13 protein-coding genes are annotated in these 15,445 nt (G+C 64.6%); 10 read left to right on the top strand and 3 right to left on the bottom strand.

Annotation, left to right across the window (positions count from 1 at the left end; genetic code table 11):
* Positions 1-107: 107 nt before the first annotated feature.
* The 3 genes from IM733_RS14245 to gap all read right to left on the bottom strand — a co-directional run bounded on the left by IM733_RS14245 (position 108) and on the right by gap (position 2,842).
* Positions 108-1,070 (bottom strand): FecR family protein, encoded by a 963-nt coding sequence (locus tag IM733_RS14245; protein ID WP_248917267.1) that lies wholly within the window; start codon positions 1,068-1,070, stop codon positions 108-110.
* A gap of 93 nt (positions 1,071-1,163) precedes the next feature.
* A complete protein-coding gene (locus tag IM733_RS14240; protein WP_248917266.1) occupies positions 1,164-1,676 on the bottom strand; it encodes an RNA polymerase sigma factor in 513 nt (170 codons plus the stop codon).
* A gap of 164 nt (positions 1,677-1,840) precedes the next feature.
* The gene (gene gap, locus IM733_RS14235) at positions 1,841-2,842 is read right to left on the bottom strand and encodes a type I glyceraldehyde-3-phosphate dehydrogenase (RefSeq protein WP_248917265.1); all 1,002 of its coding nucleotides are present in this window, start codon (positions 2,840-2,842) and stop codon (positions 1,841-1,843) included.
* 266 nt (positions 2,843-3,108) lie between these two features.
* Between gap and edd the strand changes: the two genes are divergently transcribed.
* The 10 genes from edd (at position 3,109) to IM733_RS14185 (ending at position 15,385) form a co-directional block, all read left to right on the top strand.
* The gene (gene edd / locus IM733_RS14230; RefSeq protein WP_248917264.1) at positions 3,109-4,935 is read left to right on the top strand and encodes a phosphogluconate dehydratase; all 1,827 of its coding nucleotides are present in this window, start codon (positions 3,109-3,111) and stop codon (positions 4,933-4,935) included.
* Complete coding sequence (locus tag IM733_RS14225) at positions 4,932-5,888, top strand: glucokinase (RefSeq protein ID WP_248917263.1); 957 nt, start codon at positions 4,932-4,934, stop codon at positions 5,886-5,888. Before edd ends, IM733_RS14225 begins: the two co-directional genes overlap by 4 nt.
* 139 nt (positions 5,889-6,027) lie before the next feature.
* On the top strand, positions 6,028-6,723 hold the full coding sequence (locus IM733_RS14220; RefSeq protein ID WP_432760430.1) for a response regulator: 696 nt from the start codon (positions 6,028-6,030) through the stop codon (positions 6,721-6,723).
* On the top strand, positions 6,707-8,161 hold the full coding sequence (locus IM733_RS14215) for an ATP-binding protein (protein ID WP_248917261.1): 1,455 nt from the start codon (positions 6,707-6,709) through the stop codon (positions 8,159-8,161). The genes IM733_RS14220 and IM733_RS14215 overlap by 17 nt, the downstream gene beginning before the upstream one ends.
* Positions 8,162-8,359: 198 nt before the next feature.
* Positions 8,360-9,577 carry an AGE family epimerase/isomerase gene (locus IM733_RS14210; protein WP_248917260.1) on the top strand — a complete coding sequence of 406 codons (1,218 nt, stop codon included), beginning with the start codon at positions 8,360-8,362 and terminating at the stop codon, positions 9,575-9,577.
* A gap of 115 nt (positions 9,578-9,692) precedes the next feature.
* Positions 9,693-10,979 carry an ABC transporter substrate-binding protein gene (locus tag IM733_RS14205; RefSeq protein WP_248917259.1) on the top strand — a complete coding sequence of 429 codons (1,287 nt, stop codon included), beginning with the start codon at positions 9,693-9,695 and terminating at the stop codon, positions 10,977-10,979.
* Between the two features lie 114 nt (positions 10,980-11,093).
* Positions 11,094-12,002, top strand: a complete 909-nt coding sequence (locus IM733_RS14200) for a carbohydrate ABC transporter permease (protein WP_248917258.1) — start codon at positions 11,094-11,096, stop codon at positions 12,000-12,002.
* A complete protein-coding gene (locus IM733_RS14195; RefSeq protein ID WP_248917257.1) occupies positions 11,995-12,840 on the top strand; it encodes a carbohydrate ABC transporter permease in 846 nt (281 codons plus the stop codon). Before IM733_RS14200 ends, IM733_RS14195 begins: the two co-directional genes overlap by 8 nt.
* A gap of 3 nt (positions 12,841-12,843) precedes the next feature.
* Positions 12,844-13,998, top strand: a complete 1,155-nt coding sequence (locus IM733_RS14190; RefSeq protein WP_248917256.1) for an ABC transporter ATP-binding protein — start codon at positions 12,844-12,846, stop codon at positions 13,996-13,998.
* A gap of 94 nt (positions 13,999-14,092) precedes the next feature.
* Positions 14,093-15,385 carry a carbohydrate porin gene (locus tag IM733_RS14185; RefSeq protein ID WP_248921178.1) on the top strand — a complete coding sequence of 431 codons (1,293 nt, stop codon included), beginning with the start codon at positions 14,093-14,095 and terminating at the stop codon, positions 15,383-15,385.
* Positions 15,386-15,445: the final 60 nt, after the last annotated feature.

The following is a 15,445-nucleotide window of genomic DNA, read 5'->3' as shown; positions in this document are numbered from 1 at the left end:
CGCGAAGGGTTATAGGCAGTGGCTGTTCTCGTTTTCGAACGAGAATCAATCGTATTGGCTATAACGAGACGGGCGAGGGAAGGCGATCGCGTAAAAAAACTTTCAGGTCAGTTGAGAATCACCAGCGCGGGGTATTCGTGCAGTTGCGCCGAGGTGATATGAGCGAGGGCGCGCAGGGTTTCAAGGGGTTGGTCGAGGCGGTAGTTGCCGGTGACGGCAACCTGCTCGAGGCGTTCATTGTGGTTGATGATCCAGCCGGGGTAGTAGCGGCGCACCTCGGCCAGCACCTGGCTCAGCGGGCAGTTCTCGAACACCAGGCGGCCCTCGATCCAGGCCAGCTCCTTGCGCAGGTCTGGGCGCTGGCGCTGGCCGAAGCCGTCGGGGCCGACGCTGATGCTGTCGCCGGCGCTGAGGCGGATGCGCTGATCGCTGGCCGCCTGCAAGTCGACATCGCCGCGCTGCACGCGCACCTGGGCCTGGCCGTCGAGATAACGCACGGCGAAGTCGGTGTCGCGCACACTGGCGCGCAACGGGCCGGCCTGTACTTCCAGTGCGGGTTGGCCACCATCGGACACCTGGAAGTACGCCTCGCCCTGTAGCAGGCGGGCCACCTGGCGCCCGTCACGCACATCGCTGGCGAAGGCCGAATTGGTGTTGAGCAGTACCTTGGCGCCATCGTCCAGTTGCAGGCGCTGACGCTCGCCGACCACGGTCAGGTGATCGGCCTGCAGGCGCAACGGCAGGTTGCCGAAGGTGAACAGCCCGACCAACAGCATGGCGGCAGTGGCCAGGGGCTTCCAGTGGCGGCGCAGGCGCCCGCCGACCGTATGGCGGCGCTGCTGGTGCAACTGGCCGGCGGCCTGGCGCAGCGGCGCACCGTTCCATAGCGCCTCGGCCTCAACGTAAGCCTCGGCGTTTTCCGGCTCGGCGCCGAGCCAGTGCTCGAAGGCCTGGGTGTCGCTTTCGTCGGCGCACTGCAGGCGGATCAGCCAGTCCATCGCCTCTTCGCGGGCACGGGCACGGGCGTCAGGCGCGGCGGGTGTCGGGCGAGGAGGGGGCTGGTCGGTCACGGAGGGTCCTTGCGGCGGGCTTTTTTGCGCATGATCAGTGCAGACCCGATGCATGGCAAGGGCTTTGCGCGGGTGGCCTGGCGAGCGGTGCTGTCACTGGTGCCGGTCGGCCACGCCCATGCAGATGGCCATGATCAGTTTCAGTTCCTTCTGCACCGTGCTGGCCGAGACGTTCAGTTGCTCGGCGATCTCCAGGTAGCTGGCGCCGTGCAGGCGGCTGAGGATGAAGATGCGCTGCTGGCGCTCGGTCAACTGGCCGAGGCTGACGCTGAGGTGCTTGAGCAACTGCTCGGCATGGGCGGCATCTTCGCTATTGCCTGCAGGGGCGGCGACGTTGTGCAGGACCTGCTCAGGGACGTCGTCGATCAGCGTGCGGGCCTGCACCCGGCGGGCGCGCAGATGGTCCAGGGCGAGGTTGCGGGCGGTCTGGAAGACGAAGGGTTCCAGGTGCTCGATGGGTCGTTCGCCCAACGCGCGGGTGACCCGCAGGTAGGTTTCCTGAAGCAGGTCCTCGGCGGTACTGGGGTTGCCCACCATGCGCTGCAGGGTGCGCAGCAACGTGAGGCGCTGGTTGAGGAAGACTGAGTTGAACCGGGACTGACTCACGGGGAAACCTGACCGCTTTGGGGTTAATGATAATGCGTATCATCCATGCTTCGGGTCAAGTGGGGAAATGTCATGAGGAGGTAAAGACTGAGGATGTCGCACAGGGCGCTGTAGGAGCGGCTAAAGGCGCTCCTACAGGTTCAGCGCGGCCTTGAGGTCGATGGTTACTTCGCGTTGAACAACGCCAGGCAGTTGTCCAGCATGCGGTTGGAGAAGCCCCACTCATTGTCGTACCAGGCCAGCACCTTGAGCATGCGGCCATTGGCGCGGGTGTGGTTGGCGTCGAAGATCGACGACAACGGGTTGTGGTTGAAGTCGCACGATACCAGTGGCAGCGCGTTGTAACCCAGCACACGGGAGTGGCGGCTGGCTTCGAGGAACACCTGGTTCACCTCCTCCGCCGTTACCTCGCGCTTGAGGTTGACGGTGAGGTCGACCAGCGACACGTTGATCACCGGCACCCTTACCGCCATCCCCGTCAGCTTGCCGGCCAGTTCCGGCAGCACCAGGCCCACGGCCTCGGCGGCGCCGGTCTTGCTCGGGATCATCGACTGGGTGGCCGAGCGCGCGCGGTATGGGTCGGTGTGGTAGACGTCGGTGAGCACCTGGTCGTTGGTGTAGGCGTGGATGGTGGTCATCAGACCCTGCTCGATGCCGAATTCGCGGTGCAGCACCTGGGCGACCGGCGCCAGGCAGTTGGTGGTGCAGGAGGCGTTGGAGATGACCTGGTGCGAGGCGCGCAGCACGTCGTGGTTGACCCCGTACACCACGGTGGCGTCGGCGCCCTTGGCCGGCGCGCTGACGATTACCTTGGTGGCCCCTGCGGCCAGGTGCGCAGCAGTCTTTGTGCGTTCGGTGAACAGCCCGGTGCATTCGAACACCACGTCGATGGCCAGGGCTTTCCAAGGCAGTTCGGCGGGGTTGCGGATGGCGCTGACGGCGATACGGTCGCCGTTGACGGTGAGGCTCTCGTGGTCGGACTCGACCGTGGCGTCGAAGGTGCCGTGGACGCTGTCGAACTTGAGCAGGTGGGCATTCATCGCGCTGTCGCCCAGGTCGTTGATGGCGACGACCTGCAGGTCCTGACGGTAGCCGTGCGTGTAGAGTGCACGCAGGATGTTGCGTCCGATGCGACCGAAGCCGTTGATGGCGATGCGAAGAGTCATGGCGTTACCTCTGGCAGTCAGGTGAAGCCTGTGGCACAAAGAGTAGCTTCACTGAAACGGTTTTGTTGTTGGAATTACAAGATTATTCATCGAGTGATAGAAAACAAGCCTTTTTGCTGGCAGTATTTTGTTTAAACATACAACGAGTGGTCGGGTCAGCCCCTCTTCGAACATGCCAGGCACGTCTATCTAGAGCCTAGGTCGCAATCGTTTGGAGGGAAAATGCCCGGTGAGACCGCCCTTACCGTTAGCCTGGAGTCCAGTACATGCACCCGCGCATCCTTGAGGTCACCGAACGGCTGATCGCCCGCAGCCGCCGCACCCGTGAACGCTATCTCGAGCTGATCCGCGGTGCGGCCAGTGACGGACCCATGCGCGCCAGCTTGCAGTGCGCCAACTTCGCCCATGGCGTGGCCGCTTGCGGTGGTGAGGACAAGCAGACCCTGCGCTTGATGAACGCCGCCAACGTGGCCATCGTCTCGGCGTACAACGACATGCTCTCGGCGCATCAGCCGTACCAGCACTTTCCCGAACAGATCAAGCAGGCGCTACGCGACATCGGCTCGGTGGGCCAGTTCGCCGGTGGCGTGCCGGCCATGTGCGATGGCGTGACACAAGGCGAACCGGGCATGGAGCTGGCCATCGCCAGCCGCGAGGTGATCGCCATGTCCACTGCCATCGCCCTGTCGCACAACATGTTCGACGCCGCGCTGATGCTGGGCATCTGCGACAAGATCGTCCCCGGCCTGATGATGGGGGCGCTGCGCTTCGGCCATTTGCCGACTGTCTTCGTGCCAGGCGGGCCGATGGTCTCGGGGATCTCCAACAAGGAGAAGGCCGACGTGCGCCAGCGCTACGCCGAGGGCAAGGCCACCCGCGAGCAACTGCTCGAGTCGGAGATGAAGAGCTACCACGGCCCGGGTACCTGTACCTTCTACGGTACCGCCAACACCAACCAGCTGGTGATGGAGGTCATGGGCCTGCACCTGCCGGGCGCGTCCTTCGTCAACCCCTACACGCCGCTGCGCGATGCCCTCACCGTCGAGGCCGCGCGGCAGGTCACGCGCATGACCAAGGCCAGCGGCAACTTCATGCCGATCGGCGAGATCGTCGATGAGAAGGCGTTGGTCAACTCGATCGTCGCCCTGCACGCCACCGGCGGCTCGACCAACCACACCCTGCATATTCCGGCCATCGCCCAGGCCGCTGGCATCCAGCTGACCTGGCAGGACATGGCGGACCTCTCCGAGGTGGTGCCAACGCTGTCTCACGTCTATCCGAACGGCAAGGCCGACATCAATCATTTCCAGGCCTCGGGCGGCATGGCCTTCCTCATTCGCGAACTGCTCGACGCGGGCCTGCTGCACGAGGACGTCAACACCGTGGCTGGCCATGGCCTGCGCCGCTACACCCAGGAGCCGTTCCTCGAGGACGGCCAGTTGGTCTGGCGCGAGGGGCCGAAGGACAGCTTGGACGAGAGCATCCTGCGCCCGGTGGCGCGGCCGTTTTCGCCCGAGGGCGGCCTGCGGGTGATGGAGGGCAACCTGGGCCGTGGCGTGATGAAGGTGTCCGCCGTGGCGCGCGAGCATCAGGTGGTGGAGGCCCCGGCGCGGGTGTTCCACGACCAGCAATCCCTGGCTGACGCGTTCAAGGCCGGCGAGCTGGAGCGTGATTTCGTCGCCGTGGTGCGCTTCCAGGGGCCGCGTTGCAACGGCATGCCCGAGTTGCACAAGCTCACGCCGTTCCTCGGCGTGCTGCAGGACCGAGGCTACAAGGTGGCGCTGGTCACCGACGGGCGCATGTCCGGTGCCTCGGGCAAGATCCCGGCAGCCATTCACGTGTGCCCGGAGGCCTTCGACGGCGGCCCGCTGGCGCGGGTGCGCGATGGTGATATCGTGCGGGTCGATGGTGTCGAAGGCACGCTGCGGATCATGGTGTCGGCCGAGGAGCTGGCCAACCGTGACCTGCCCGAACCGCCCAAGGGTAACGACCTGGGCTGCGGGCGCGAGCTGTTCGGCTTCATGCGCGTGGCGTTCAGTTCGGCCGAAAAGGGCGCGAGCGCCTTCACTTCGGCTCTGGAGCACCTTGAATGAAAGCCCTGCTGGTCGGCGATATCGGAGGTACCAATGCACGTTTCGCCTTGTGGCAGGACAATGAACTGCAGGCGGTCCAGGTCCTGGCGACCGCCGACTACACCAGCCCTGAGCAGGCCATCGAGGCCTACCTGGCCGACCAGGGCATTGCCCGTGGCGGCCTGGCGGCGGTTTGCCTGGCGGTGGCCGGTCCGGTGGATGGCGACGAATTCCGCTTCACCAACAACCATTGGCGGCTGAGCCGCAGCGCCTTCTGCCAGACATTGCAGGTCGAGCGCCTGCTGCTGATCAACGACTTCTCCGCCATGGCCCTGGGCATGACCCGCCTGCGCGCCGGCGAGTTCCGCGTGGTCTGCGCCGGCCAGGCCGACCCGTCGCGTCCGGCGTTGGTGATCGGGCCCGGCACTGGCCTGGGCGTGGGCAGCCTGCTGCGCCTGGGTGAGCACTGGCTGGCGCTGCCGGGGGAGGGTGGGCATGTCGACCTGCCGGTGGGCAATGCCCGCGAGGCGGCGATCCATCAGGAGATTCATCGGCAAATTGGCCATGTCAGCGCCGAGACGGTGCTCAGTGGTGGCGGGCTGGTGCGGTTGTACCAGGCCATTTGTGCGCTGGATGGCGACACGCCCCGGCACAAGACTCCGGCGCAGATCACTGATGCCGCGTTAGCCAACGAGCCACGGGCGCTGGCGGTGGTCGAGCAGTTCTGCCGCTTCCTTGGCCGGGTGGCGGGCAACAATGTGCTCACACTGGGGGCTCGGGGCGGGGTGTATATCGTCGGCGGGGTGATACCGCGCTTTGCCGAGCTGTTCCTGCGCAGTGGCTTTGCCGCGAGCTTTGCCGACAAGGGTTGCATGAGCGGGTACTTCGCCGGGGTGCCGGTATGGTTGGTGACAGCGGAGTTTTCCGGGTTGCTGGGGGCCGGGGTGGCCTTGCAGCAAGCGTTGGATCAATGATGAGCATCGCGGGGCGAGCCCGCTCCCACAGGTAGTTGTGGGAGCGGGCTCGCCCCGCGATTAGCCTTCACAGCAGACACAAAGATCTGCGACCACCAGAGGACGGACCATTGTGACCACTGCCGGCAAAACGATCCTGATGGTCGACGACGACCAGGACATCCGTGAACTGCTGCAAACCTACCTCGCCCGCTCCGGCTTCCAGGTCCACGCCGAAGCTGACGGCCAGGGCTTCCGCCGCGCGCTGGACACCAGCCCCTGCGACCTGGTGATCCTCGATGTGATGCTGCCCGACGAGGACGGCTTCAGCCTGTGCCGCTGGGTTCGCCAGCACCCGCGCCTGTCACGGGTACCGATCATCATGCTCACCGCCAGCTCCGACGAAACCGACCGGGTCATCGGCCTGGAGCTGGGCGCCGACGATTACCTCGGCAAACCCTTCAGCCCGCGGGAACTGCAGGCACGGATCAAGGCCCTGCTACGCCGCGCCGAATTCGGCCAGGCGACGCCGGCCAGCGCCGTGCTGGCCTTCGACGACTGGCGCCTGGACATTGTCAGCCACCGTCTTTTCCACCGCGACGGCGAAGAGGTGATCCTGTCCGGCGCCGACTTCGCCCTGCTCAAGCTGTTCCTTGACCACCCGCAACAGATCCTCGACCGCGACACCATCGGCAACGCCACCCGCGGCCGTGAACCAATGCCCCTGGATCGCATCGTCGACATGGCTGTCAGCCGCTTGCGCCAGCGGCTGCGCGACACCGAGAAACCCCCGCGATTGATCCGCACCGTGCGTGGCAGCGGCTACCTGCTGGCGGCCCATGTCTGCCCGGCCTAGCGAGCGGCGTTGGCGCCTGCTGCCGCGCTCGTTGCTGGGGCGCATGCTGCTGCTCACGCTACTGGTGGTGCTGCTGGCCCAGGGGTTGTCGAGCCTGATCTGGGTGGCGCAGCTGCGCGCCAGCCAGTTGCAGGGCCTGCGTGCCAGCGCCAGCAGCCTGGCCCATTCGATGAGCGCCAGTGTCAGCTACTTCCGCTCGCTGCCGGTGGGCTACCGGCCCATGGTCCTCGATCAGTTGCGCAGCATGGGGGGCACGCGCTTCTTCGTCTCGCTCAACGTCAAGCCACTGGAGATGCCGGTGTTACCGGTCACTCCACGCAAGCAGGCGGTGATCGACGTGTTCCAGCAGGTGCTGCACGAGCGCCTGGGGCAGCAGATGGAAATCTCCGTGGCATTCGTCAGCCCGGACGATTTGCGCATCTTCAACAGCGGGCTGAAGCTCGATGAGCTGCCGCGCTCATGGGCGCATTACTCGTTGACCCTCGAACCACTCAATCCGCCGGTGCTGGTGACCCAGATCCGCCTGGACGAAGGCGAGTGGTTGTACATCGCCTCGCTGTTGCCTGAGCCCTACACCAGTCTTGAAGCCGAGCGCCTGCCGCGTCAGCAGATGGGTTTCATCGCCCTCACCACCGCCATGCTGCTGTTGTTCATCGGTTTGCTGGTGCATTGGCAGAGCCGGCCGCTGAAACGCCTGGCACGGGCCGCGCGGGAAATGTCCCTGGGCGCGGACGTGGCGCCGGTGGCCGAGGGTGGTGGCAGCGAGGTGGTCGAAGTGGGGCGGGCGTTCAACAGCATGCGCGAGCGCATCAGCCGTTACCTGACCGAGCGTGCCCAATTGTTCAGCGCCGTGTCCCATGACCTGCGCACGCCGATCACACGCTTGCGCCTGCGGGTCGAACTGCTTGAGGACGAACAGGTGCAGGCCAAGTTCAGCCGTGATCTTGATGAACTGGAGTTGCTGGTCAAAGGCGCGCTGCAATGCGTGAAGGATACCGATATCCACGAGAACATCGAACCGATCGACCTTAACCAGGTGCTGGAAATTCTTGCCGAGCCTTACGTGGGCGATGGTCGCATCACCGTCGAGGGCAGGGCCTTGTCACCTTATCCGGGCAAGTCGCTGGCCCTGCGCCGTTGCATCGGTAACCTGATCGACAATGCCATCAAGTATGGCGAGCGGGCGCACCTGCGGATTCTCGACAGCGCCGAGAGTTTTGTCCTGCAAGTCGACGACCAGGGGCCGGGAGTGCCGGAGCAGCGCCTGGAACAGGTGTTCGAGCCGCATTTTCGCCTGGCCGGGCAACAACAAGGCTATGGGCTGGGATTGGGGATTGCGCGCAACATCGCCCATAGCCATGGCGGTGAAGTGAGCCTGCTGAACCTGCGTGAAGGTGGGTTGCGGGTAACCTTGTTCCTGCCCCGTACCGCCGATTGAGGGCGGTTGACACGATTCCCTGTAGGAGGCTTTAACCGCGATCCAGGCACCGTGGCGTCTCGCACCCGCTACGCGGGTGATCGCGGCTAAAGCCGCCCCTACAGGTCACTATTCGGTGACAAACCTGTGGGCCTTCGTGACATGCCAGCCAGGACGACTGGCTAGAATCCGCTGACAACAACAAGGAAGGCATGCCCCATGACCCACAGCTGGCTCGATTCCCCGGTCCACCACGCCTGGCTCACGACAGAAGCCCTGCGCCTGCTCGACTTCGCCAAGGCCTCGCGCTTGCCCGAAGGCTTCGGCAGCCTCGACGATGAAGGGCGCCTGCCCCGTTGCGCCATCGCCGAAACGCTGACCACCGCGCGCATGACCCACAGCTTCGCCCTGGCGCATATCCAGGGTGTGCCAGGCTGCCTGGGGCTGGTCGAGCATGGCGTCGCCGCACTGCAAGGGCCATTGCGTGACGCTGACTTCGGCGGCTGGTTCGCCCATCCGCACGGCCTGCACGGCAGCGACAAGGCCGCCTATCTGCATGCGTTCGTCGCCCTGGCCGCCAGCTCGGCGGTGGTGGCCGGTGTCAGCGACGCCCAGGCGCTGCTGGATGACGCGATCGAGGTCATCGGGCAGCGTTTCTGGAGCGAGGAGGAGGGGGCGCTGCGCGAAACCTTCGCCCGCGACTGGCAACAGCCCGAGGCCTACCGCGGCGCCAACAGCAACATGCATGGCGTCGAGGCGTTCCTCGCCCTGGCCGACGTGACCGGCAACAGGCTTTGGCTGGAGCGCGCCCAGAGGATCGTCGACCGGCTCATCCTCAGCCAGCCCACGACAGATGGCCTGCGCGTCACCGAGCATTTCGACCAGCACTGGCAGGCCCTGCCGGATTACAACCGCGATAGCCCTGCCGATGGTTTCCGTCCCTATGGCACCACGCCCGGTCACGCCTTCGAGTGGGCCCGCCTGCTCCTGCACCTGGAAGCCGCCCGCCAGCAGGCCGACCTGTCTGTGTCGAAGGGCCTGGCGAGCGCCGCCAAGGGCCTGTTCGACGGTGCCTGCCGCCATGCCTGGCAGGTCGATGGCGCGCCGGGCCTGGTCTACACCCTGGACTGGCGCAATCGCCCGGTGGTGCGCGAGCGCCTGCACTGGGTGCATGCCGAGGCCTGTGCCACCGCCGCCGCCTTGCTGCGACGCACGGGCGAGGCGCAGTACGAGCGCTGGTATCGCTGCTTCTGGGAATTCATCGGCGAACACTTCATCGACCGCGCCCATGGCAGCTGGCACCACGAACTCGACTCAGCCAACCGCCCCAGTGCACGCATCTGGGGCGGCAAGCCGGACCTCTACCACGCCTACCAGGCCCTGCTGCTGCCGCGCCTGCCGCTGGCGCCAAGCCTGGCCTGTGCCCTGGCTTTGTAACCAGATGATGACAATTGCGCATCCGTTCGTTACCTGACGGGGTGCGCGAGCTCCTTACACTCCATGCAAAGCAAGCGACCGTCTTGCCACGCATAACAACAAGAAAGGTATTCCCATGCATTCGACGCTTCGTCTCGCCGCCGCTATTTCCCTCGCTTCCCTCTGCTCCCTCAGTGCCCATGCCGCCGACTCCAAAGGCAACGTGGAGGTCGTCCATTGGTGGACCTCCGGCGGTGAAAAGGCCGCTGTCGACGTACTTAAGGCCCAGGTCGAGAAAGACGGTTTCACCTGGAAGGACGGCGCTGTCGCCGGTGGTGGCGGCGCTACTGCCATGACCGTGCTCAAGAGCCGTGCCGTGGCCGGCAATCCGCCCGCCGTCGCCCAGATCAAGGGCCCGGATATCCAGGACTGGGCTGCCACCGGGCTGCTGGACCCTGATGTCCTGAAAGGCGTGGCCAAGGAAGAGAAGTGGGATGGCCTGCTAGACAAGAAAGTCGCCGACACCGTGAAGTACGACGGCGACTATGTGGCCGTGCCGGTGAACATCCACCGCATCAACTGGCTGTGGATCAACCCGGAGGTGTTCAAGAAGGCCGGCATCGACAAGGCGCCGACCACCCTCGAGGCGTTCTACGCAGCCGGCGACAAGCTCAAGGCCGCCGGTTTCATCCCGCTCGCCCACGGGGGGCAGCCATGGCAGGACAGCACCGTGTTCGAGAGCGTGGTGCTCTCGGTAATGGGCGTCGATGGTTACAAGAAAGCGCTGGTCGACCTCGACAAGGGCGCCCTGACCGGCCCCGAGATGGTCAAGGCGCTCACCGAACTGAAGAAGGTCGCCACCTACATGGACCCTGACGGCAAGGGCCAGGACTGGAACCTCGAAGCCGCCAAGGTCATCAACGGCAAGGCCGGCATGCAGATCATGGGCGACTGGGCCAAGAGCGAATGGACCCTGGCCAAGAAGACGGCCGGCAAGGACTACCAGTGCGTGGCCTTCCCCGGCACCGACCAGGCGTTCCTCTACAACATCGACTCGTTGGTGGTGTTCAAACAGAAGAGCGAGGGCACCGCGGCCGGCCAGCAGGACATCGCCCGCAAGGTCCTGGGCGAGGACTTCCAGAAGGTGTTCAGCACCAACAAGGGCTCGATCCCGGTGCGCAACGACATGCTCGCCGACATGAACAAGTACGGTTTCGACGCCTGCGCCCAGGCCTCCGCCAAGGACTTCCTGGCGGACGCCAAGTCCGGTGGGCTGCAGCCGAGCATGGCGCACAACATGGCGACCACACTGGCCGTGCAGGGGGCCTTCTTCGATGTAGTGACCAACTACATCAACGACCCCAAGGCTGACCCGGCGGATGCTGCGAAGAAGCTCTACGCGGCGGTGAAGGCGGCTCAGTAGGAGCGGCTTCAGCCGCGATGCAGGCAACGCGGTGTTTGTCACCCGCTTCGCGGCTGATCGCGGCTAAAGCCGCCCCTACAGGGCATGTGTCGTTTTCGAAACGAGATCTGAATCATGATCACAGCAACCGCCCGCTTGCGGGCCTCACCCCTGGACGCACTACAGCGCTGGCTACCGAAACTGGTGCTGGCCCCCAGCATGTTCATCGTCCTGGTGGGCTTCTATGGCTACATCCTGTGGACCTTCGTCCTCTCGTTCACCACCTCCACCTTCCTGCCCACCTACAAATGGGCGGGGCTGGCGCAGTACACCCGCCTGTTCGAAAACGACCGCTGGTGGGTGGCGAGCAAGAACCTGCTGTTGTTCGGTGGCCTGTTCATCGGCGTCACCCTGGCCATCGGCGTATTCCTGGCCGTGCTGCTCGACCAGCGCATCCGCCGCGAAGGCTTCATCCGCACCATCTACCTGTACCCCATGGCCCTGTCGATGATCGTCACCGGCACCGCCTGGAAGTGGCTGCTCAACCCCGGCATGGGCCTGGACAAGCTGCTGCGCGATTGGGGTTGGGAAGGGTTCCGCCTGGACTGGCTGATCGACCCCGACCGGGTCGTCTACTGCCTGGTCATCGCCGCGGTATGGCAAGCCTCGGGCTTCATCATGGCAATGTTCCTGGCCGGCCTGCGTGGGGTCGACCCGTCGATCATCCGTGCCGCCCAGCTCGATGGCGCCAGCCTGCCGCGCATCTACTGGACAGTGGTGCTGCCCAGCCTGCGCCCGGTGTTCTTCAGTTCGCTGATGATCCTGGCGCACATCGCCATCAAGAGCTTCGACCTGGTGGCGGCCATGACCGCCGGGGGGCCGGGGTATTCCTCCGATCTGCCGGCGATGTTCATGTACGCGTTCACCTTCAGCCGCGGGCAGATGGGCATGGGCTCGGCCAGCGCCATCCTGATGCTCGGCGCCGTGCTGGCGATCATCGTCCCTTACCTGTACTCGGAACTGCGGGGCAAGCGTCATGACTAGCCTTACCGACAAACCTGCGCTGAGCATCAGCCGCATCGCCATTCACGGCGTGCTGCTGCTGGCGGTGCTGCTGTACCTGGTGCCGCTGGTGGTGATGCTGTTGACCAGCTTCAAGACCCCGGAAGACATCAGCACCGGCAACCTGCTGAGCTGGCCGACGGTGTTCACCGGCATCGGCTGGGCCAAGGCCTGGGCCACGGTCAGCGGCTATTTCGTCAACTCGATCCTGATCACCGTGCCGGCCGTGCTGATCTCCACCGCCATCGGCGCGCTCAACGGCTACGTGTTGTCGATGTGGCGCTTTCGTGGTTCGCAGCTGTTCTTCGGGCTGTTGTTGTTCGGTTGCTTCCTGCCGTTCCAGACGGTGCTGCTGCCGGCCTCGTTCACCCTCGGCAAGCTGGGTCTGGCCAGCACCACCAGCGGCCTGGTGCTGGTGCACGTGGTGTATGGCCTGGCCTTCACCACGCTGTTCTTCCGCAACTACTACGTGAGCATCCCCGAGGCGCTGGTCAAGGCCGCGCGCCTGGACGGCGCCGGGTTCTTCACCATCTTCGGGCGGATCATCCTGCCGATGTCGACACCCATCATCATGGTCTGCCTGATCTGGCAGTTCACCCAGATCTGGAATGACTTCCTGTTCGGCGTGGTGTTCTCCAGTGGCGACTCGCAACCGATCACCGTGGCCCTGAACAACCTGGTCAACACCAGCACCGGGGCCAAGGAATACAACGTCGACATGGCCGCGGCGATGATCGCCGGGTTGCCGACGCTGCTGGTCTACGTGGTGGCGGGCAAGTATTTCGTGCGCGGGCTGACCGCCGGCGCGGTCAAGGGGTAAGTCATGGCAACACTCGAACTGCGTAACGTGAACAAGACCTACGGCGCGGGCCTGCCCGACACGCTCAAGGATATCCAGCTGGCGATCAAGGACGGTGAGTTCCTGATCCTGGTCGGCCCTTCGGGCTGCGGCAAGTCGACGCTGATGAACTGCATCGCCGGCCTCGAGAGCATCAGTGGCGGGGCGATCCTCATCGATGACGAGGACGTCAGCGGCATGAGCCCGAAGGACCGCGACATCGCCATGGTGTTCCAGTCCTACGCGCTGTACCCGACCATGAACGTGCGCGACAACATCGCCTTCGGTTTGAAGATCCGCAAGCTGTCCCAGGCGGCCATCGACGAGGAAGTGGCACGGGTCGCCAAGCTGCTGCAGATCGAGCACCTGCTCGAGCGCAAGCCCGGCCAGTTGTCTGGTGGCCAGCAGCAGCGCGTGGCCATGGGCCGGGCCCTGGCGCGGCGGCCGAAGATCTACCTGTTCGACGAGCCGCTGTCGAACCTCGACGCCAAGTTGCGGGTGGAGATGCGCACTGAGATCAAGCTGATGCACCAGCGCCTGAAGACCACCACGGTATACGTCACCCACGACCAGATCGAGGCCATGACGCTCGGTGACAAGGTGGCGGTGATGAAGGACGGCATTATTCAGCAATTCGGTACGCCGCAGCAGATCTACAACGACCCGGCCAACCTGTTCGTCGCCAGTTTCATTGGTTCGCCGCCGATGAATTTCATTCCGGTGCGCCTGACGAAGCAGGACGGGCGCGTGCTGGCGTTGCTCGACAGCGGCCAGGCGCGCTGCGAGCTGCCGCTGGGCGTGGCGGCCGACGAGCTGGAGGGGCGCGAGATCATCCTCGGCGTGCGTCCGGAGCAGATTGCGCTGGGAGCAGAGCAGGGCAATGGCCTGCCGGGCATCCGCGCCGAGGTGCAGGTCACCGAACCCACTGGCCCGGACCTGCTGGTGTTCGTCACCCTCAACCAGACCAAGGTCTGCTGCCGCCTGGCGCCAGATGTGGCGTGCCAGGTCGGCGACAGCCTCAACCTGCAGTTCGACCCGGCGCGGGTGTTGCTGTTCGACGCCGCCAGTGGCGAACGCCTCGACCTCGCGGCTTCGGGAACTGCCATCAAGGACAACGTGACTCGCTTCAAGGGCCGTTGAATCGTCTAGAACAATGCATAACAAGAAAAGAGGACGCAAAGGGATGGAACATCGCAATCGCATCAGGACACTGGGTTCGCTGGCGCTGCTGGCCATGGTCGGCAGCAGCGGGGCCCAGGCTGCCGAGGCTTTCTCGTCGGAGTCGAAATGGATGACCGGCGACTGGGGCGGCACCCGTACCGAGCTGTTGGAGAAGGGCTACGACTTCACCCTCGACTACGTCGGCGAGGTGGCCGGCAACCTGCATGGCGGCTACAACGACGACAAGACTGCGCGCTACAGCGACCAGTTCGCCCTGGGGGCACACCTGGACCTGGAGAAGATTCTCGGTTGGAAGGATACCGAGTTCAAACTGGCGATCACCGAGCGTAGCGGCCGCAACCTGTCCAACGACCGCATCAGCGACCCGCGCGCCGGGCAGTTCAGCTCGGTGCAGGAAGTCTGGGGCCGTGGCCAGACCTGGCGCCTGACCCAGATGTGGATCAAGCAGAAATACTTCGATGGCGCGCTGGACGTGAAATTCGGCCGCTTCGGCGAGGGCGAGGATTTCAACAGCTTCCCCTGCGACTTCCAGAACCTGGCCTTCTGCGGCTCGCAGGTGGGCAACTGGGTGGGCGGCATCTGGTACAACTGGCCGGTCAGCCAGTGGGCCCTGCGGGTGAAATACAACATCACCCCGGAATTCTTCGTCCAGGTCGGCGCCTACGAGCAGAACCCTTCCAACCTTGAAGTCGGTAACGGCTTCAAGCTCAGCGGCAGCGGCACCAAGGGTGCGATCCTGCCGGTGGAGGCGGTCTGGTCGCCGAAGGTCAACGGCCTGCCGGGCGAGTATCGCCTGGGCTACTACTACAGCACCGCCAAGGCCGACGATGTGTACGACGACATCAACGGCAACCCGCAGGCGCTGACGGGGGCGGCGTTCAAGTCGCATTCCAGCAAGCATGGCTGGTGGGTGGTGGCGCAGCAGCAGGTCACCGCCCATGCCGGCGACGTCAACCGTGGCTTGAGCCTGTTCGCCAACTTCACCGTGCATGACAAGGCCACCAATGTGGTCGACAACTACCAGCAGGTTGGGTTGGTCTACAAAGGCGCCTTCGACGCTCGTCCCAAGGATGATATCGGCTTCGGTGTCGCCCGCATCCATGTCAACGACGACGTGAAGAAGCGCGCCGAGCTGCTCAACGCCCAATCCGGCATCAATGACTACGACAACCCGGGCTTCGTACCGCTGCAGCGCACCGAGTACAACGCCGAGCTCTACTACGGCTTCCACGTCACCAACTGGCTGACCGTGCGGCCAAACCTGCAGTACATCAAGAGCCCGGGCGGTGTCGACGAGGTGGACAACGCGCTGGTCGCAGGGTTGAAGATTCAGTCGTCATTCTGAGAAAAATTGTTGTAAATTTACGCCATCCATTTTCGGCCTTCCGCTAACCACTGGTCTGCA

Source organism: Pseudomonas entomophila, assembly GCF_023277925.1.
In the GTDB taxonomy this organism is placed as follows: Bacteria; Pseudomonadota; Gammaproteobacteria; order Pseudomonadales; family Pseudomonadaceae; genus Aquipseudomonas; species Aquipseudomonas entomophila_D.
This window is presented reverse-complemented; position numbering and strand designations above follow the sequence as displayed.

Coding starts and splice junctions, on each gene's coding strand:
- IM733_RS14190 (WP_248917256.1), top strand. CDS start 12,844: ATGGCAACACTCGAACTGCGTAACGTGAACAAGACCTACGGCGCGGGC.
- IM733_RS14195 (WP_248917257.1), top strand. CDS start 11,995: ATGACTAGCCTTACCGACAAACCTGCGCTGAGCATCAGCCGCATCGCC.
- gap (WP_248917265.1), bottom strand. CDS start 2,842: ATGACTCTTCGCATCGCCATCAACGGCTTCGGTCGCATCGGACGCAAC.
- IM733_RS14225 (WP_248917263.1), top strand. CDS start 4,932: ATGAAAGCCCTGCTGGTCGGCGATATCGGAGGTACCAATGCACGTTTC.
- IM733_RS14185 (WP_248921178.1), top strand. CDS start 14,093: ATGGTCGGCAGCAGCGGGGCCCAGGCTGCCGAGGCTTTCTCGTCGGAG.
- IM733_RS14200 (WP_248917258.1), top strand. CDS start 11,094: ATGATCACAGCAACCGCCCGCTTGCGGGCCTCACCCCTGGACGCACTA.
- IM733_RS14210 (WP_248917260.1), top strand. CDS start 8,360: ATGACCCACAGCTGGCTCGATTCCCCGGTCCACCACGCCTGGCTCACG.
- IM733_RS14215 (WP_248917261.1), top strand. CDS start 6,707: ATGTCTGCCCGGCCTAGCGAGCGGCGTTGGCGCCTGCTGCCGCGCTCG.
- IM733_RS14205 (WP_248917259.1), top strand. CDS start 9,693: ATGCATTCGACGCTTCGTCTCGCCGCCGCTATTTCCCTCGCTTCCCTC.
- IM733_RS14220 (WP_432760430.1), top strand. CDS start 6,028: ATGGTCGACGACGACCAGGACATCCGTGAACTGCTGCAAACCTACCTC.
- edd (WP_248917264.1), top strand. CDS start 3,109: ATGCACCCGCGCATCCTTGAGGTCACCGAACGGCTGATCGCCCGCAGC.